This is a genomic window from Rahnella sp. CFA14(1/10), assembly GCF_004195095.1.
In the GTDB taxonomy this organism is placed as follows: domain Bacteria; phylum Pseudomonadota; class Gammaproteobacteria; order Enterobacterales; family Enterobacteriaceae; genus Rahnella; species Rahnella perminowiae.
In genome coordinates, this window is record NZ_SEWS01000016.1 from 58,063 (window position 1) to 77,218 (window position 19,156).

The 19,156-nt window shown below is 50.3% G+C and carries 15 protein-coding genes, 2 tRNA genes and 1 pseudogene; 15 read left to right on the forward strand and 3 right to left on the reverse strand.

The features are described 5' to 3' along the window. The first annotated feature begins 219 nt into the window (after positions 1-219). Both lpcA and EVX52_RS23985 read left to right on the forward strand, forming a co-directional pair. The gene (lpcA, locus tag EVX52_RS23980; protein ID WP_129955060.1) at positions 220-798 is read left to right on the forward strand and encodes a D-sedoheptulose 7-phosphate isomerase; all 579 of its coding nucleotides are present in this window, start codon (positions 220-222) and stop codon (positions 796-798) included. A 141-nt stretch (positions 799-939) separates the two neighbouring features. Next, positions 940-1,707 (forward strand): class II glutamine amidotransferase, encoded by a 768-nt coding sequence (locus tag EVX52_RS23985; protein ID WP_015696178.1) that lies wholly within the window; start codon positions 940-942, stop codon positions 1,705-1,707. Here EVX52_RS23985 and dpaA read toward each other — a convergent pair. After that, a complete protein-coding gene (gene dpaA, locus EVX52_RS23990; RefSeq protein ID WP_129955061.1) occupies positions 1,678-2,403 on the reverse strand; it encodes a peptidoglycan meso-diaminopimelic acid protein amidase in 726 nt (241 codons plus the stop codon). The genes EVX52_RS23985 and dpaA overlap by 30 nt on opposite strands. A 281-nt stretch (positions 2,404-2,684) precedes the next feature. On the opposite strand from dpaA, the gene dinB reads away from it, so the two are divergent. Then, positions 2,685-3,773 (forward strand): DNA polymerase IV, encoded by a 1,089-nt coding sequence (gene dinB / locus EVX52_RS23995; protein ID WP_129955062.1) that lies wholly within the window; start codon positions 2,685-2,687, stop codon positions 3,771-3,773. Between the two features lie 55 nt (positions 3,774-3,828). Here the strand turns inward: dinB and pepD are convergent, their stop codons facing one another. Continuing rightward, positions 3,829-5,289, reverse strand: coding sequence for a beta-Ala-His dipeptidase (gene pepD / locus EVX52_RS24000; protein WP_129992267.1), 1,461 nt, complete (start codon positions 5,287-5,289; stop codon positions 3,829-3,831). Positions 5,290-5,582: 293 nt separating this feature from the next. Between pepD and gpt the strand changes: the two genes are divergently transcribed. From gpt to proA, 5 genes are all read left to right on the forward strand, one after another. Then, positions 5,583-6,041, forward strand: coding sequence for a xanthine phosphoribosyltransferase (gpt, locus tag EVX52_RS24005; protein ID WP_013574288.1), 459 nt, complete (start codon positions 5,583-5,585; stop codon positions 6,039-6,041). 175 nt (positions 6,042-6,216) lie between these two features. Further along, on the forward strand, positions 6,217-7,467 hold the full coding sequence (frsA, locus tag EVX52_RS24010) for an esterase FrsA (protein WP_129992268.1): 1,251 nt from the start codon (positions 6,217-6,219) through the stop codon (positions 7,465-7,467). A gap of 63 nt (positions 7,468-7,530) precedes the next feature. Further along, positions 7,531-7,932, forward strand: coding sequence for a sigma factor-binding protein Crl (gene crl / locus EVX52_RS24015; RefSeq protein WP_015696183.1), 402 nt, complete (start codon positions 7,531-7,533; stop codon positions 7,930-7,932). Between the two features lie 122 nt (positions 7,933-8,054). After that, positions 8,055-9,158, forward strand: a complete 1,104-nt coding sequence (proB, locus tag EVX52_RS24020) for a glutamate 5-kinase (protein WP_129992269.1) — start codon at positions 8,055-8,057, stop codon at positions 9,156-9,158. A gap of 10 nt (positions 9,159-9,168) precedes the next feature. Beyond that, entirely contained in the window at positions 9,169-10,422 is a 1,254-nt protein-coding gene (gene proA / locus EVX52_RS24025; protein WP_129955066.1) for a glutamate-5-semialdehyde dehydrogenase, read from the forward strand. Between the two features lie 64 nt (positions 10,423-10,486). Here proA and EVX52_RS24030 read toward each other — a convergent pair whose 3' ends face one another. Then, entirely contained in the window at positions 10,487-11,380 is an 894-nt protein-coding gene (locus EVX52_RS24030) for a LysR family transcriptional regulator (protein WP_129992270.1), read from the reverse strand. A 132-nt stretch (positions 11,381-11,512) separates the two neighbouring features. On the opposite strand from EVX52_RS24030, the gene EVX52_RS24035 reads away from it, so the two are divergent. From EVX52_RS24035 to EVX52_RS24065, 7 genes and pseudogenes are all read left to right on the forward strand, one after another. Continuing rightward, a complete protein-coding gene (locus tag EVX52_RS24035; protein ID WP_129992271.1) occupies positions 11,513-12,391 on the forward strand; it encodes an MBL fold metallo-hydrolase in 879 nt (292 codons plus the stop codon). Positions 12,392-12,404: 13 nt separating this feature from the next. Beyond that, positions 12,405-13,382 (forward strand): alpha/beta hydrolase, encoded by a 978-nt coding sequence (locus tag EVX52_RS24040; protein WP_129992272.1) that lies wholly within the window; start codon positions 12,405-12,407, stop codon positions 13,380-13,382. Between the two features lie 123 nt (positions 13,383-13,505). Further along, positions 13,506-13,581: transfer RNA gene (locus EVX52_RS24045), tRNA-Thr, on the forward strand. A gap of 228 nt (positions 13,582-13,809) precedes the next feature. After that, positions 13,810-13,885 (forward strand) — tRNA-Thr (locus tag EVX52_RS24050). Between the two features lie 160 nt (positions 13,886-14,045). Next, a pseudogene (locus EVX52_RS24055) lies at positions 14,046-15,242 on the forward strand (tyrosine-type recombinase/integrase). A 402-nt stretch (positions 15,243-15,644) separates the two neighbouring features. Further along, positions 15,645-18,218 carry a hypothetical protein gene (locus tag EVX52_RS24060; RefSeq protein WP_165385200.1) on the forward strand — a complete coding sequence of 858 codons (2,574 nt, stop codon included), beginning with the start codon at positions 15,645-15,647 and terminating at the stop codon, positions 18,216-18,218. Beyond that, positions 18,163-19,050, forward strand: coding sequence for a hypothetical protein (locus tag EVX52_RS24065; RefSeq protein WP_205952716.1), 888 nt, complete (start codon positions 18,163-18,165; stop codon positions 19,048-19,050). The genes EVX52_RS24060 and EVX52_RS24065 overlap by 56 nt, the downstream gene beginning before the upstream one ends. The last annotated feature ends 106 nt before the right edge of the window (positions 19,051-19,156 follow it).

A 19,156-nucleotide genomic window follows, 5' to 3' on the forward strand; every position in this document is an offset into this window, starting at 1 on the left:
GTTGTAGTTCATGCTCATTTCTTTATCAATGTGTTTACATATTAATTACAACGCAGCTCACAAACCGGTCGCACGAAGCGTCAAAAACAGAAACTATCGGAATCATTACCGCTTCACTGCTTCTCGCTGTTTCGGCTTTCCGTTAAACTGCACAGCGGAACGTTTTATTGCTATCGGCCGTGCTGAAACCGGCTGTAAATGGACATAAAAGAGGCTGCTATGTATCTGGATATTATCCGTACTGAACTGAACGAAGCTGCTGATACGCTGAATAAATTCATCAGCGATCCGTCAAATATTGAGTCTATTCAACGTGCAGCAGTGCTGCTGGCGGATTCATTCAAAGCGGGTGGGAAAGTGATTTCCTGCGGTAACGGGGGTTCACACTGCGATGCCATGCATTTTGCAGAAGAACTGACAGGCCGCTATCGCGAAAACCGTCCGGGTTATCCGGCCATTGCGATTTCCGACGTCAGCCACATCTCATGCGTCGGTAACGATTTCGGTTACGAATATATCTTTTCCCGTTATCTGGAAGCCGTGGGTCAGAAGGGCGATGTGCTTCTGGGCATCTCCACTTCCGGTAATTCCGGTAATGTGATCAAAGCCATCGAAGCCGCGCGCGCCAAAGGCATGAAAGTCATCACCCTGACCGGTAAAGACGGCGGGAAAATGGACGGTTCAGCCGACGTGGAAATCCGCGTTCCGCACTTTGGTTTCGCTGACCGCGTGCAGGAAATTCACATTAAAGTGATCCATATCCTGATTCTCTTAATCGAAAAAGAAATGGCGAAATAATTCGCCGCACGTTGGTAATACGGCGTTGAAATCTGGCTCAGAATGCTCATTTACTCTGTGTAAACTCCGCTTCTTCGCCAGATCCCGCTTTGTCACACCATAGTGCAGCGCATTATTAAAATAATAAAAAGGGGGCTGGTGATGTGCGAATTGCTCGGGATGAGCGCTAACGTTCCTACTGATATTTGTTTCAGTTTCAGCGGATTAGTGCAGCGCGGTGGCGGAACCGGCCCGCATAAAGACGGCTGGGGCATCACCTTTTATGAAGGCAATGGCTGTCGTACTTTTAAAGATCCGACGCCAAGCTTTAATTCGCCCATTGCCCGCCTTGTTCAGGAATACCCGATCAAATCCTGCGCGGTGATTTCTCATATCCGCCAGGCAAACCGTGGCGAAGTGGCACTGGAAAACACCCATCCGTTTACCCGCGAGCTGTGGGGACGCAACTGGACTTACGCACACAACGGTCAGCTTCGCGGCTATCGCCAGCTGGATACCGGTACCCTGCGCCCGGTGGGGCAGACCGACAGCGAATACGCGTTCTGCTGGTTATTGCATAAACTCACTCAACGTTATCCGCGCCGCCCTGCAAGCTGGCCGCCGGTGTTTCGCTATATTGCGTCGCTGGCTGATGAGTTAAGGCAGAAAGGGGTGTTTAACATGTTGCTGTCGGATGGCAATTTTGTGATGGCGTATTGCTCGACGAATTTACACTGGATCACGCGGCGTGCGCCTTTTGGCAAGGCAACGTTGTTGGATCAGGATGTGGAAATTGATTTTCAGCAGCAGACGACACCGGATGATGTCGTCACTGTGATTGCCACGCAACCGCTGACGGCGAACGAAACCTGGAACAAAATTGCTCCAGGTGAATTCGCATTATTTCATCGGGGCGAACGCCAGCTGTGAAGGCAGCGGGGTGTTGGACAATGGTTGCAGCACTTCATATTTACCGTCAGTGACCACGACATTCGGTGGCTGATGGTGTTTTTCAAAGTACGCATATCCTGGCTGCAACTGGTTCCAGAAACTGTAGTAGCTGGAGTTTTTATGCGCCTTCATGTTGGCATCGGTCATCCTGAACGGATAAATGCTAATCTTTAAACTGCGTTGCCCGAACTGGAATGCCGCCTGTACGTACGTAAAGATTTCGTCCATATAGCCGTCGGTCATGGCATAGCAACCGATAGACTTACAGTTACCGTGAATCATCAGATACTTACCTGAATAACCCTGCGAGATATCGTAAGCATTCGGGAAACCGATGTTGATGGCACGATAAAAGCGGCTGTCAGGCTTCAGGTGGTGAATATCCACGTTGTAGAAACCTTCCGGACTTTTAAAATCGCCTTCGCGACGTTTATTTCCCAAACCGCCGGAAAAATCGCAGATGCCATAACTGCCAATCAGGCGAAATTCGCCGTCGAGCTGGGCATACAATTCGAGTTTACGTTCTTGTTTGAAGATCTGAATATAAACCGGTGCGCCCAGTAATTGTTTTTTAAGTGTCGCGTTGACCGGGACAGCATCGCTGGCCACGGCGTAATTTGCTGTAAATAAAGGCAAACTGAGGAGCATCGCAAGAAACAGCGCGATTCTGATCATTCTAAGTCCTGCTCGGTAATAATTTTGATTATGTTGTCTACAGCTGAACTGCCTGTAAGACCGCCACTGATTTTCTTCTTATGTACTGCCTGTCTGAAACGATGCCATATTAATACTGATTAAATTTTTAGCAATCACCAAATAATGAATAATGACTTTCGAAATAGGAAATTTATTACGATGCCATTTCTGGTGATTCATTAAGCCAAATTAACCCGGATTTTGTGTGTTTGAAATTACGCCATCCCACTGTATACTTATACAGTTATCAGGGGAGGGCTATGCGTAAAATCATTCACGTTGATATGGACTGCTTTTTCGCGGCCGTCGAGATGCGCGATGATCCTTCCCTGCGCGACATTCCTATTGCCATTGGCGGCAGCCGTGACCGCCGTGGCGTCATCAGCACCGCCAATTATCCTGCGCGCAAATTCGGCGTGCACAGTGCGATGCCGACCGGTATGGCACTGAAACTTTGCCCGCACCTGAAAGTCATCCCCGGCCGAATGGAGGCTTATAAAGAAGCTTCAAACCACATCCGTGAAATCTTTGCGCGTTATACCCCATTGATCGAACCGCTGTCACTTGACGAAGCTTATCTGGATGTTTCCGACGCAACGCAATGCAACGGCTCTGCGACGCTTATTGCTGCAGAAATCCGTCAGGCCATTTTCGATGAAATCAGGCTGACGGCCTCTGCCGGCATTGCGCCGATAAAATTTCTGGCAAAAATCGCCTCGGACCTGAACAAGCCTAACGGCCAGTTTGTGATCACGCCGGATAAAGTCGATGCGTTTTTACAGGATCTTCCGCTGGGTAAAATCCCCGGCGTCGGCAAAGTCACAGCCCAGCGTTTGCAGGCGCTGGGGCTGAACACCTGCGGCGATGTACAGCGCTATGATCTGGCGACACTGCTCAAACGATTTGGCAAGTTTGGCCGGGTACTGTGGGAGCGCTGTCAGGGTATTGATGAACGTGAAATATCCCCCGAGCGGTTGCGCAAATCGGTCGGTGTGGAACGCACGCTGGCAGAAGATATTCACAACTGGGAAGAATGCGTGGCACTGATCGAACGTTTATATCCGGAACTGCACATACGCCTGAGCCGTGTCAGTCCGGATCTGCGCATCGCCCGTCAGGGGGTAAAACTCAAATTCCATGATTTTCAGCAGACCACGCAGGAACACGTCTGGCCGGTGCTCAATAAAGAAGATTTACTGAAAGTGGCGCGGGAGGCATGGGAGAAACGGCGTGGCGGACGGGGCGTCAGGCTGGTGGGATTACACGTGACGTTGCAGGATCCGCAGATAGAGCGGCAGCTTCTTTTGGATTTGAGCTCCTCCCCCTGTGATGAACTGAACTCCGAATGAAGGTTTAAAAAGTCCAACATTCGGGGTTCAGTTCACAGGGGAGGGAGCCAAAATATCATTTCTTTTCAGGAATTGCTTTCAGCAGGGCTGTCAGCAGTTGCCAGTACAGCCCGACGCTGGCGATTTCAACCTGTTCATCCGGCGAATGCGGGCCGGTGATAGTTGGCCCGATGGAAACCATGTCCATGTCCGGATACGGTTTTTTGAACAGACCGCATTCCAGACCGGCGTGGATCACCATGATGTTCGGGGTTTTGCTGAACAGTGACTGGTAAGTTTCACGCACCAGCGTCATCACCGGCGAGCTTGGCTCAGGTTTCCAGCCAGGGTAGCTGCCTTTTGCCAGACTTTTTGCACCAGCCAGTTCACTCAGTGAGCTCAGCATGCTGACCACATATTCTTTACCGCTGTCGATAAGCGAACGGATCAGGCTGTTGATCGCCACTTCGTCATCTTTCATCGTGACAACACCGACGTTGAGCGATGTTTCGACCACACCTTTCACATCATCACTCATGCGGATCACGCCGTTAGGCGTCGCGTTCAGCAGCGCAAGGAACTTATCCTGACTGTCCTGGCTCAGTGCCCTGGCGTTGCTTTCAGCCGTTTCCGCGACAAAAACGATCTTCTTCTCAACGGCTGACAGTTCAAACTGAATCGTCGCCAGGAATTCCTGTGCTGCCGCTTTCAGTGCGTCCGCTTTATCGGCGGCAACCGCCAGAGTCGCAATGGCTTCACGCGGGATGGCGTTACGCAGCGTGCCGCCGGTAAAGTCCAGCAGGCGCAGACCCAGGGTCCCCGCGTTGTCTGCCAGGAAACGTGCCAGCAGTTTGCTGGCGTTGCCCAGACCTAAGTGAATTTCAGCGCCGGAGTGGCCGCCTTTCAGGCCTTTCAGGGTCAGTTTCAGCACGCTGAAACCGGCCGGAACCGCTTCACGGCTCAGCGGCAGTGTGGCGGTAAAATCAATCCCGCCGGCGCACCCCATGTAGATTTCGCCTTCGGTTTCAGAATCGGTGTTGATCAGAATTTCAGACTGTAACCAGTTCGGTTGCAGGCCGAATGCGCCCGCCATGCCGGTTTCTTCGGTCATGGTCAGCAGCACTTCCAGCGGGCCGTGTTCTACGCTGTCATCAGCCAGAACCGCCAGCGCGGATGCCATACCGATACCGTTGTCAGAACCCAGCGTGGTGCCGCGGGCTTTTACCCAACCGTCTTCAATAAATGGCTGGATCGGATCTTTAGTGAAATCATGAACAGTATCGTTGTTTTTCTGCGGCACCATATCGAGGTGAGCCTGCAGGGCAACGGCTTTGCGGTTTTCCATGCCCGGGGTGGCCGGTTTGCGCAGCAAAATATTGCCAACTTCATCACGCTCAGCGTGGATACCCTTTTCCTGTGCCCATTCAACGATGTGTTTTGCCAGCGCTTCTTCGTGATAAGAAGGGTGCGGAATAGAACAAATTTTGGCAAAAATATCCCACAACGGTTGTGGCGAAAGCTGAGACAGTTCAGACACTATAAGTCTCCTGTAACAGTCAGCTCATTCAGGCTCCGTTTGCAGGGGAACTGACTGAGATGCTGTAGGTTTAAGGTTAAGTAATCCCCGCCAGACTGTGTGGCGAGTGGCCTGACAGAATATCACTTAATCTTAACCTGTGCGCGGGCACGGGGAGAAATTCCGGGATTTTTGGGGCGCAGGGACCCGATAATCGCTGGTTTTTGTGAGCCGGACTCACTATAATCTCGCGCAACCTTTTTTCCCCCCACTACTTTTTTAGAAGCCGTTAATTCACTGGCTGGGACACCTTTATGAGCGAAAAATACGTTGTAACCTGGGACATGCTGCAAATCCACGCCCGCACCATGGCTAAACGCCTGCTGCCGGCAGAACAATGGAAAGGCATTATTGCCGTCAGCCGCGGTGGCCTGGTTCCGGCAGCGTTGCTGGCTCGCGAGCTGTGCATTCGCCATGTGGATACCGTCTGTATCTCCAGCTACGACCATGATAATCAGCGCGAAATGCAGGTGCTGAAACGCGCAGAAGGCGACGGTGAAGGCTTCATCGTGATCGACGATCTGGTGGATACCGGCGGCACCGCGAAAGCGATCCGCGAAATGTACCCGAAGGCGCATTTCATCACCATCTTCGCAAAACCAGCCGGTGCTCCGCTGGTCGATGACTACGTGATCGACATCCCGCAGAACACCTGGATCGAACAGCCGTGGGATATGGGGGTTGTCTTTGTGCCTCCGTTAGTGGGTAAGTAATTTTCCCTTACTGTTGATAAACGCCTGGCTCATTGCCGGGCGTTTTGCTTTTGTTGACTTGAAATCCTTTCCGCTTGACCTCATACCTCAGTTGTCGCAACGTGGGCGGGTTATAATCCCGTCTAAATGATCGCCTGCGGGCGACCTGCTGCTTGCTAACGGAGGATCTTGCATCATGGCTCCAGCCAATCTTACGGAAAAACTGTTTAAACCTTCGTTCAAATACCCGGAAACATCGACGCTGGTTCACCGCGTTCATCACCATAATACGCACCCGCCGATGCACTCTGCACTGGAAGGCGACACGGTCCATTGCTGGTACCGTACGATTAACCGTTTGATGTGGATGTGGCGCGGGGTCGATCCGCTGGAAGTGGAAGAAGTGCTGTCGCGCATTGCTGTCTCCCAGGCGGAACACAGTGATCCGTTGCTGCTTGATACTGTAATTGGTTACCGTAATGGCAACTGGATCTACGAATGGTCAAAACAGGCGATGCACTGGCAGCAAAAAGCCGCCGAAGAAAAAGACCCGGATGTGGCGAGCGACTACTGGCTGAAAGCCGCCAACCTTTACAGTATTGCCAGTTATCCGCATCTGAAAGGCGATACGCTGGCGGAACAGGCGCAGGCGCTGGCCAATAAAGCCTTTGAAAAATCCTCGGAACATTCGCCTTATGAACTGAAAGAGCTGGAATTTAAGATCTCCGGCGGCACGCCGATCACCGGTTTCCTGCACCTGCCGGACGCAGGCAAAGCGCCGTTCCCGACGGTGATGGTGTGTGGCGGTCTCGATACCTTGCAGAGTGACCATCAGCGCCTGTTCCGTTCGTATCTTGCGCCGATGGGCATTGCCATGCTGACCATTGACATGCCGTCGATCGGTTTTTCGTCGAAGTGGAAACTGACCCAGGACACCAGCTTCCTGCATCAGCAGGTGCTGATGCAGCTTTCGGATGTGCCATGGGTTGATGCCAGCCGCGTCAGTTTGCTCGGCTACCGTTTTGGTGCCAACGTTGCCGTGCGGCTGGCGTATCTCGAACCGCGCCGCGTGCGTGCAGTCGCCACTCTGGGGGCGCTGGTGCATACACTGCTGAGCGACCCGAAATGCCAGGAACAAGTGCCGGACATGTATATGGATGTGCTGGCGAGTCGTATTGGCATGTCGAGTGCGTCTGATTCGGCATTGAAAACCGAACTTAATCGTTATTCTCTGAAAACGCAGGGGCTGCTCGGGCGGAGAACGCCGACGCCCATGCTGGCTGCATACTGGGAGAACGATATTTTCAGTCCTAAGAGCGAAGCTAAGCTGATTGCGGATTCTTCCGCTGACGGCAAGCTGTTGCCTATCCGCAGCGAGCCGCTTTACGGACATTTTGACAGCGCTTTACATGAGATTTGCAGCTGGCTGCAAAACCATATGCGTTAACTTAACAGTTGCTAATTCCTAACGGTTTGTTAAAAAGGATCGTCTTTCTATGGAGGTTGTACTATGACGTTACCAAGCGGTCATCCTAAAAGCAGGCTAATGAAACGTTTCGGTACACTGGGACCGTACATCAGAGAAGGGAAATGCGAAAACGACCGCTTTTTCTTTGACTGTTTAGCTGTCTGCGTGAACGTTAAGCCCGCGCCGGAGAAGCGTGAATTCTGGGGCTGGTGGATTGAATTACAGGCCGAAGCCGAACGTTTTACCTATGTTTATCACTTCGGATTGTTTGATAAAGACGGCATCTGGAAAGCGCAAAACATTAAAGATGCTGAAGTGCGGGAAAAACTTGAGACGACATTAAAAGGGTTCCACAAAAACCTGAATGCTATGATTGAAGAGATGTCCCTCAGACTGGAACCCGCTGATGATTTCAGCGAAGAACCGGTGAAGCTCTCCGCCTGACTTTCTGTACTACCCATTCCCACGATGAATACTGCTATTATAGCGTTATGCCGGTTGGCATAACGCTTCTCACTGGTTACAAAGACAAAGAAGCCCTTCTTTTTCACATTAATGGAACGATTATGAGTGGTAGTCAGACACTGGTTGTAAAACTGGGCACCAGCGTGCTCACTGGCGGCTCACGCCGCCTCAACCGTGCTCACATTGTTGAGCTTGTCCGCCAGTGCGCGCAGCAACATGCGGCAGGGCACCGGATTGTGATTGTCACGTCGGGCGCGATTGCCGCCGGGCGCGAACATCTTGGCTACCCCGAACTCCCCGCCACCATTGCTTCCAAACAACTGCTGGCTGCCGTCGGGCAAAGCCGTTTGATCCAGCTGTGGGAGCAATTGTTCTCGATTTATGGCATCCACATTGGTCAGATGCTGCTGACTCGTGCCGATATGGAAGACCGCGAGCGGTTCCTGAACGCCCGCGACACGATGCACGCGCTGCTTGATAACCATATCGTGCCGGTCATTAACGAAAACGATGCGGTGGCCACCGCTGAAATTAAAGTCGGCGATAACGACAATCTCTCCGCGCTGGCCGCTATTCTGGCGGGTGCTGATAAATTGCTGCTTCTGACCGATCAGCGTGGTCTGTTTACTGCCGATCCGCGTACCAACCCGCAGGCAGAGCTTATCCGCGAAGTCATGACCATTGATGATGAACTGCGCGGCGTGGCGGGTGACAGTGTTTCCGGTCTCGGCACCGGCGGCATGGCCACCAAACTGCAGGCGGCGGATGTCGCGTGCCGTGCGGGCGTCGATACCATTATTGCTGCGGGCAGCCTGCCGGGCGTGATTGGCGATGTCATTAACGGTATTTCGGTCGGCACACGTTTTCACGCGATGGAAACCCCGCTGGAAAACCGTAAGCGCTGGATCTTCGGCGCACCGCCAGCCGGTGAAATCACCATCGACGACGGCGCGGTTTCTGCCATGATGGAGCGCGGCAGTTCGCTGCTGCCAAAGGGGATCCGCGAAGTGAAAGGTGATTTCTCGCGTGGCGAAGTGATCCGCATCCGCAACCTGAACGGGCGTGACCTCGCGCACGGCGTCAGCCGCTATAACAGCGATGCGATGCGCATGATTGCGGGTCATCATTCTCAGCAGATCAGCGAAATTCTCGGTTACGAATACGGCCCGGTTGCCGTTCACCGTGACGACATGATTGTCAGTTAAGGAGCTACAGATGCTTAACGAGATGGGAAAGGCCGCGAAAGCCGCGTCCTGGCAGCTCTCCACCCTCAGCACCGCGCAGAAAAACCGTGCGCTGATGCTGATGGCCGACATGCTCGAGGCCAACAGCCAGAGCATTATTCTTGCCAACGAACTCGACATGGCCGCCGCCCGCGAAAGCGGCATGAGCGAAGCGTTATTAGACCGCCTGCTGCTGACGCCTGCGCGTTTATCGGCAATTGCCAGCGACGTGCGCGATGTCTGCCGCCTGAGCGATCCGGTCGGGCAGGTGATTGACGGTTCACAGCAGGACAGCGGTTTGCGTCTTGAACGCCGCCGCGTGCCGCTCGGCGTGATCGGCGTGATTTACGAAGCGCGTCCGAACGTCACCATCGACGTCGCCAGCCTGTGCCTGAAAACCGGCAACGCCGTGATCCTGCGTGGCGGTAAAGAAACGCACCACACCAATCAGGCGACGGTTAACGTCATTCAGATGGCGCTGGAAGAATGCGGATTGCCGAAAGCTGCGGTTCAGGCGATTGAAAGCCCGGATCGCGCACTGGTCGCAGAACTGCTGCGCCTGGATAAATACGTCGACATGCTGATCCCGCGCGGTGGCGCGGCGCTGCACAAACTGTGCCGCGAACAATCCACCATTCCGGTGATCACCGGCGGAATCGGCGTGTGTCATACGTTTGTGGATGAAAGCGTCGATTTCGACAAAGCGCTGACCGTGCTGGAAAGCGCCAAAGTGCAGCGTCCGAGCGCCTGTAACAGCCTTGAAACCGTACTGGTGCATCAGGCGATTGCCGCCCGTTTCCTGCCGGAACTGAGCGACAACATGCACCGCGCAGGCGTTACGTTGCACGCCAGCGAATCCGCGATGCCGTATCTGCAAAACGGCCCGGCGAAAGTGCTGGCGGTGACCGAAGAAGATTATTCAGATGAATGGTTGTCACTGGATCTGAACGTGACGGTGGTGGCTGATCTGGATGCCGCCGTGGCGCATATCCGCACCTACGGCACCGAACATTCCGATGCGATCCTCACCCGTTCCATCAGCAGCGCGGACAGGTTCGTGCGCGAAGTGGATTCCTCTGCGGTTTACGTCAACGCCAGCACCCGTTTCACTGACGGCGGCCAGTTCGGTTTAGGCGCAGAAGTGGCGGTCAGCACACAAAAACTGCACGCCCGTGGCCCGATGGGATTAGAAGCCCTGACGACTTACAAATGGATTGGTTACGGCGACGATTTAGTCCGTCCTTAACCCGCGGCACCGGTGGATTTTTCGTCATGAAGCCGGTGCAATCGTTTATCCCTCCTGAACCCCCTCATTCCTGAAACAACGCCCTGACCCATTCGATAAAATACCGCACCTTTGACGGCAAATGCCGGTTTTCCGGCCAGGCAACATGCACCGGCACCTGTTCATCCGCCCATTCAGGAAACAGCGGCACCAGCGTGCCGTTATCCAGCGCTTCCTGTGCCAGAAAGCGATATGTCGTCAGCACGCCAAGCCCGGCAATGGCACCGGTCAGCGCCGCGGTGGAGTCGTTAACTGAGAACTGCCAGCGCCCGCGAACGGTCACAAGTTGCTGATCCTTAAATACCTGATGTTCAAATACGCGGCCAGTTTGCGGCGAAGCGATCTGCACCAGCGTATGGTCACGGATAAGATCTTGCGGATGTTCAGGCTTGCCGTGTTTTTGCAGATACGCCGGCGCGGCACAGGTGATCATCGGCAGGACGCCAAGCGACCGGGCGATCAGCGCATCGTTGTGCAACTCCCCGATGCGGATCACACAATCGATGTTTTGCGCAATCAGATCGGCGGTGCGGTTGCCGACGCTCACCTCAACCTGAACGTCGGGATAATGTATCAGGAAACCGGGCAGGGCGGGGATCACCCGACGATAGGCAATGGCATTCGGCATCTCAACGCGAATTTTGCCGCGCGGAGCCTGTGCTGCCGCCTGCACATTGCTGTCGAGAATCTCCATCTGAGAGAGCAGCAGTATCGCTCCGTGATAATAGGCTTCGCCCTGTTCCGTCATGTTTAAACGACGCGATGTCCGGTGCAGCAGCTTTACGCCCAGTTCGCTTTCCAGCGCCTGCACCTGCCGCGTTACCGTGGATTTCGGTAAATCCATCAGTTCTGCCGCGCGGCTGAATGACCCTGAATCCACCACCTGCACGAACGTACGCATATTCTCCAGCTTATCCATTCCGGCCCTTTGATTTATTTTTATCGTTGCAATATCAGCAACCCTGCATTCGGGATTGCCGTCTTGTTCGCCCGCGCTGAAACAGTGAGGATGACGCCACACCAGAAGGTTATCACCAGATAGGATCATAAAATGAGTGTGCCAGAAACTTACCAGATCGGCAGCGCCAGAATCACTAAAATCCCCGAGATGACACTGAGAGATCCCGGAACATCGCTTTTTCCGCAATGGAATACGGAGGCTATTGAGGATGCCGCGAAAACATTACCGGCAGACTTTTTCGGGGCAGATGCCTCAGAGCTGATGCTCAGCACCCACAGCTGGCTGGTGCAGACCGGCACACAGACGGTGCTGATTGATACCGCATCCGGCAACGATAAACAACGACCGCTGAACCTGTTGTTCAATCAACTGAAGACGGGCTGGCTGGACAACCTGCGGGCGACGGGCATCGAACCAGAAGAGGTTGATGTGGTGCTGCTTTCACACCTGCACGTTGACCACGTTGGCTGGAATACGCGGCTGGAGAATGGCCGCTGGGTGCCGACTTTCCCGAATGCGCGTTATCTGTTTTCTGAAGCTGAATACCGGTTTTACGCCGACCCGAAAAACGTCCGGGATCCGAGCGACGGCATTTTTGCCGACAGCGTTGAGCCGGTCGTGGCGGCCGGTCTCGATCAGCGGATACATGCTGACGACACCATGGCCATTCCGGGTTTTGCCATCATCCGCACGCCCGGCCACAGCCATGATCATTTCTCTTTCGCTTTTACCTCCCAAGGTGAAACCTCCTTTTTCTGGGGCGATGTGATGCACCATCCGCTGCAGCTCGCGCGCCCTGACTGGGATTCGGTGTTCTGCGAAGAACCGCAACGGGCGACAGCCTCACGCCACAAAGCGATTGAGTTTGCCCTGAACCATCAGGCCACCGTTTTCACCACCCATTTCGCCGGTTCCTCTGCGGGCAAAATCCGTCAGGACGCCCGTGGCCTGAGCTGGCAGCCACTCTGAGAAGGAAAACCCGATGAGTAATCCCGATATTTTCAGCGAAAGCTTTTTGATCCCCTCTGACACCGACGGCATCCGGTTGCATCTTTTGCACAAGCACCGCAAAGGGGAGCAAAAATTCGGTGAAGCCAACACCATTGTCATGATGCACGGCGCGACGTATTCCTCCGGCAGCCTGTTCGACACGCCGCTGGAAGGCGCCTCTTTTACCGATGTACTCGCCCGCGCCGGTTTTGATGTGTACGCCGTCGATGTACGCGGTTATGGCGGCTCGACCCGTCCGGTGGAAATGCTTCAGGCCGCCACCCTCAACGCGCCTGCGGTGAGAACGGATGTCGCCGTGCGCGATTTCAGCAGCGCCGTCAATTTTGTGCTCAGAACCAACGGGCTTTCACAGGTTAACGTGATCGGGATGTCGTGGGGCGGCAGCGTCACTGGCACATACGCCACGCAGAACGGCCACAAAGTCAGGCGATTAGGGTTGATTGCTCCGCAATGGGTCAGCGATAAACCGTTGTCGCTCGACCCCGGTGGCGAACTTAACGCCTGGCGCATCGTCAATGCCGGTGCAGCGCGTGAGCGCTGGATTCGCGGAGCGCCACAGTGCAAGCGCGAAGGGCTGATCCCGGAAGGGGGGTTTGAGGCATGGCTGGAGAAAACTGTCAGCGACGAGCCGGATGATACACTTCGGGCACAGCAATCAATCCGCGCCAGCAACGGTCCGATTCAGGATATCCGCGATTACTGGGCGGTGGGAAAACCGTTTTACGATCCGGCCGATATCGACGTACCGCTGATGTTAATCCATGGCGAATGGGATATTGATGTGCCCGTCGAACTGGCACAGGCATGGTTCCTGCGCGCCACCGGCTCACCGGATAAACGCTGGCTGGAAATCGGCGAAGCCACGCACATGATGGTGCTGGAGAAAAACCGCTACCAGGTTTACAACGCCCTGATCAGTTTCTTCCGCGAACCGCTGGCGAAAGCTTAAGCAGTCAGATCGTCAAAATGCGTATGCTGATGAGAAAAGCAGCATACGCACCACCGGGGGCTTGACGGACGTCGAAGATTTCAATATTTTATGCCCCGTAGTTCCCCGGTAACACTTCAAAATGCCGACTTAGCTCAGTAGGTAGAGCAACTGACTTGTAATCAGTAGGTCACCAGTTCGATTCCGGTAGTCGGCACCATTTACCCTCTCGCTGTCCCTGACTTTCAATCCTTTAGCTTCTCCCTTTAGTGTTGTTCACTGTGCCTGCTCCCCGCTCGTCAAAACGCCTTTGCAACATCAGTACCGATGTTATATCCATATTTTGCGCAGGGTGAATAAGATCTCACCAAACATCCCGATCGGCGCTTGACGGACGTCAGCGGTTTGCATAATTTGTTACGCTGTAGCCCCGGCACCTTTCAAAAAAGCCGATATAGCTCAGTTGGTAGAGCAGCGCATTCGTAATGCGAAGGTCGTAGGTTCGACTCCTATTATCGGCACCATTTCAAACTCTTCCCAAGTCTACCGAAATCAACTTAAAGCCCGTATACTACGGTTTCTAGCCTGTATTTTATCTCCTGTTATCAACTGGACTCAACCGGAATTAAGTTACAGTTGGGGGCATAGGGGGCATTCTGTGTTCGGTCCAGGGAGATGCCCCCAATGAAGCTTAATGCGCGACAGGTAGACGCAGCTAAACCCAGAGAGAAAGCCTATAAGCTGGCAGATGGTGCTGGTTTGTATCTTGAAGTCGTTCCCTCTGGTTCCCGATACTGGCGGATGAAATATCGCTTCAATGGAAAAGAGAAGCGTATGGCTTTTGGGGTCTATCCGGCCGTGTCTCTTGCACAAGCGAGGGCACTGCGTGATGAAGCCAAGAAAAAGCTGGCCGAGGGTATCGATCCATCGTTTGCCAAGAAAGAAGAAAAGCTGGTTCGCGATGTGCAACTCAATAATACGTTTCAGGCAGTGGCGCTTGAATGGCACGGAACGAAGGTGAGCCGATGGTTAGAAGGTTATGCCTCCGACATTATCGAAGCTTTCAATAAAGATATTTTCCCCTATATCGGCCAGCAGCCAGTGAATGAAATCAAACCGCTGGTTCTGCTGAATGTGCTGCGTCGAATGGAAAGCCGTGGTGCGACAGAGAAGGCCAAGAAGGTTCGACAGCGCTGCAACGAAGTCTTTCGTTACGCCATCGTGACTGGTCGTGCAGAATATAACCCTACAGCGGATCTTACCAGCGCGATGTCAGGGCATGAATCGAAGCATTATCCCTTCCTTACTGTTGAGGAGTTACCTGATTTCTTCAAAGCTCTCTCAGGCTATACAGGAAGTCCGCTGGTTGTTCTTGCCGCTCGTCTGCTGATCCCTACGGGAGTTCGCACTGGCGAGCTTCGAGGTGCTTTCTGAAGTGAGTTTGATCTTGAGAAAGCGGTGTGGGAAATTCCTGCCGAGCGAATGAAGATGAAACGGCCTCATCTTGTCCCCCTCTCTATCCAAGCGCTGGAGATCGTACAGCAACTCAAAGTGATGTCAGGGCAATATCCATTGGTGTTCCCAGGGCGTAATGATCCCCGCAAGACGATGAGTGAAGCGAGTATTAATCAGGTATTCAAACGGATTGGGTATACGGGAAAGGTTACTGGACATGGTTTTAGGCACACGATGAGTACGATTTTGCATGAAGAAGGGTTCAATACGGCGTGGATTGAAACCCAGCTTGCGCATGTCGATAAGAATGCGATTCGCGGGACGTACAATCATGCGTTGTATTTGGAGGGCAGGAGGGAGATGATGCAGTGGTATGCGGATTATATTGATAAAATTGGAATGGTTGCTCTCAGGAGTGCTTCATAATTAGATTTCTCTAAGCCTAACTGGATCGTTAGGAGTACAGGAAAACTCTACAATTATTGCTCCTCCATAATGAAGGGGCTGAAAATAATAATTATTTTTTTATGAATCACACTCAAGTTGATTATTAACTTCTTCAACTATTAGATATAAGGTTTCTAAATTCCAGAAGAATGCGTAAATTATATCTTATTTATTAGTTAACTTGAGGGGGCGATAAATAAGTTCACATTTAATGATGCTACAAACCTCGAAATACTATCCTTTTGGATGTGAGTTGGTTTTTATATGTAACTAATTGATTTATATCACATTTCATAATACACAGCATTCATTGTTTTAGGTATAATAAACCGGTTACAGCATTTTAGATGAGTATATGTTCCTTATAAGGGTGTTATCTAAGTGTATGATTTTGAAGATAAAAAAAGATTTGAAGAGGCAATCGAAGCTGGTCAACGAAATCTCCGTGCTGTACACCTACTTAGTAACTGGTGTTCTCACTCTGAATTCATTCGATCAGAGGGGAGAGGCATGATTGAGGCTGAAACAGGGTTACCCATTGGTCACATGGGAGTTCAATGCAAATTTGTTAAGCAAAGTTCAATGCTTAGCTGGCTTCTGGAAGACTCGGTTTACAGCTTCTATAAACAGAACTGTAAAGATTGTAATCGACGGGTTCCGGTGGGATTTCCCAATATTTTAGAGTTTGTAGGCCCAAGAGAAAAATCTGCCGAAGAACGAAATTTGGCTCTCAAAGAAGAAGAAAGGCAGAGAAAGCAGAAGCAGTTCAATAGACAACAAGAACGAGCAGTATTACGTCTTGCACTTACTCTAGAAGAAACGTTTGTGCTTGATTTGCTTGATGAACTCGATCAAGAAGATATAGAGAAAAGCGATCCCCGTTTGGAACAACTCGCTAATCTTGCTCCTGAGACATTTACAAGTAAAATAATTGAACACTTGTTGCCTGCAGTCTTACATGAGAAATTACCATATTCAACGCCAGCAGCAAAAGCCTTAATAAGAACAGAATTATCACAAGCAGAAAAATTGGCAATTTCAGTATATTTAATAAACAACTTCGAATATTGTCCATCTGCTATAGAAGTAATCCTCTTGGAGGCAGATAATCTATCTGAAGATGATTTCTTAAAAATCCTTTACCACTTTGTTAGAATGGCGGTTGAATCTCCTTCTGGAATGATGTTTGGTACATTTGAGCGAAAAGAACTTAATAAAGTTCCCATTCAGACATTTTTTAAAAAAAGACAAGCTGATATCTGCGATGTTGTTACCGAATACATAAAAGATACTCATCGGGGAAAATTTCAATCTGCTATTGAGATAATTATTGCATCGGATGATGATGAGCTGCTTCTAAGACATATTAGAAGTATATTTGCTAAGCTGATGCGTCGACGGACTCTACTCCCGGAGGAACGGAGAGATAGCAGTATTCTTTTCTTTCTTCGAGAGGCTGCTACGAAATGCTTAGATAGATTTCCTGATGAAAGCGATAAAGTTATTCAATCCTATCTTGCTGACAAAGATGATATTGGGAGACATGAGGCCAATAGAGCTTACAGATCTGTACTGCGAAATAACTATAGAAAAAAAGGTGAAATAGGGAAAACGCAAAAAATAGCTTTTAGGCGTTTACTCTGGGCAGCAGTGGAAAATCCAGAGGATGGCATGGATGATGCAGGGCAATTCTTTAGATACTCTTGGGACGAATTTGCTGAGCTTGCACTTGATAATTTTGACGATTTGATCGGAGCGGCTGCAACGCTAAGCGAGAAATATGAGGGGTTGAATAAAGAAAAAATCATAGAAATAAATGAGAGTTTTCTAGATGATTTTGATAAAAGTAATAAGCGTAATGCTATTGATGGCTTACAGGGTGCATTGATTGAATGGGCTGCGATTGGAGCTAAATCTAGAGGGAGTGAAGGAGTCGAAGATTTTCTTCAGCTCTATAGAAGCTTACCAGAAGAACAAACTCAAATGCGTGGAAACATGATTATCCATGTTTCTAAGTTATTGACTGGTATTGACAGCCTAACACTAGTGCTCTCTGATTGGTATCGCGCTCTTATGGATGAGAGTACATTGATTCGAGCACGTGCCGTACAAGCGTGGGAAAATGTTCCCTATGATTTAGTGAAGAATTTCCCAGATTTATTCTTCGAAGCGTATTCAGTCTTGCTATTAGATCAATATGTAATGGTGCATCAGTATGCTGTTCGCGCTTTGAGCCGTAGATCTTTTCCCGAGGAGAAACGGGGACTTGTGAGATCCCGGCTATGGAATCTAATTTGCTATTATATTCAAGAAGATAAAAAAGATAATTTCATTGTAGAATGCATTGACGTTTTTGCTTCTCTTTGCTTATCAGATGAAGAGAGAAAGGGAAAAATTGGATTGCTTCTTTCTAATATATTATTAAGCTTAGAAGGAAGTGCACTTTATGACACTATCAATCGATTACGTTTTCATTTTGATGATATTCCCGGTTTTGTGAAAGTGGCACTCAAAGCAATTCAGGATAAGTATACTCGCAGTATTTCTATCGATGACTGCATCTCAGTGATATTAAGAGCACCACATGATGAGCTTCGAAATTGTAAAGACGATCTTCAAAAAGCATTTAATGCTCTGAAACCATTTAAACCTCAACAATTTATTGAAGCATTAGTGTACGTGGCTGCGTTAAGCAAGTGCGGTGATAATGTAATTGCAAATGTTTGTTTAAAGGAACTACTAGAAGAAATTCCAAATGATGAAAGAAATACTCAATGGAAACTTAAGGCTGCTTTAGTTACAGAAGCTGCCTGCATTGAACATGCCATAAGTGTTTGCGATCCCTATAATGACTTAATTGAAAAATGGAATGGCCTTACGGCTGAACTGGAGAAAGAATATGAAGAACGAGCCAAATTTCGAAATTTTCCGCCAAGCTTTTTCTCCCAGAATTGAGATTGCAGCAGCGTTGGATGGTGCACTCAACTCCATTCCAGATGACTTAGTGAAACTTAAAGAAGCGTGTCAAAAGCTCAATGAAACGCTCGATGAGCTCGGTCAGGGATATGTTGAAGATCAATATCGTGCATATTACATAGCAATGACTATATTTGTATCTCTAGCTGAGTGGAAACATGCTATACGTAACGCTGAGACTGATTCTCAAAGGTTTTTAAATTCAGCACAATTAAAAGCATCAGAGATCGACATGACGACGAGTCTCTCGGAGAACAAACAATTTAATGAATTTATAGAGCAAGTCCGTTCAATCAGTAAATTAGATTCATTAAAAAAAATACAAGACCAGTTAACAAACTGGTCATTGCCTCTTCTCTTATTCGCAAATCTTCGCAATAAAAATATTGAGGGGATTAGGCAAGGAATATCTAGTAAAGGGGCAGAAGAGAATAAAAAACAAGAATCAACAGTTGCATTTCTAAAGTTTGATATTGATGGGGAACCAGCTCAGCAATGGAATTATCTTAAGCCAGGTACGGCTTATGACCTTAACATAGAGGTCAGGGTTTCAAATTGGCCAAAGAGTGCAAATTTCCTCTCATTAAAGCCAATGACAATTGATGCTCGTGAGCGAGGCTGGTTACCTGATTTTAGATTTGAGAAACCAGAGGGGGAAGGACCTTTCACACTGAAGGGGATTGGTCGTGTCGTCCTAGAAGTGGCAAATTCATTTGGTTCGAGACCTTACGAATTTCTATATGCTGCCGAGTTTGACAATTTAAGTGATTGCCAAAATATTGCTATCGTAGTGACCTGCCCCCAGGATTAGATACAACCGTCAGTTAGTAATGTCGGTTTGTTTACCTTCACATTTTCCATTTCGCCACCGTGCTGCAAACTCTGATGGCGTCAGATAATTCAGTGCCGAATGTGGA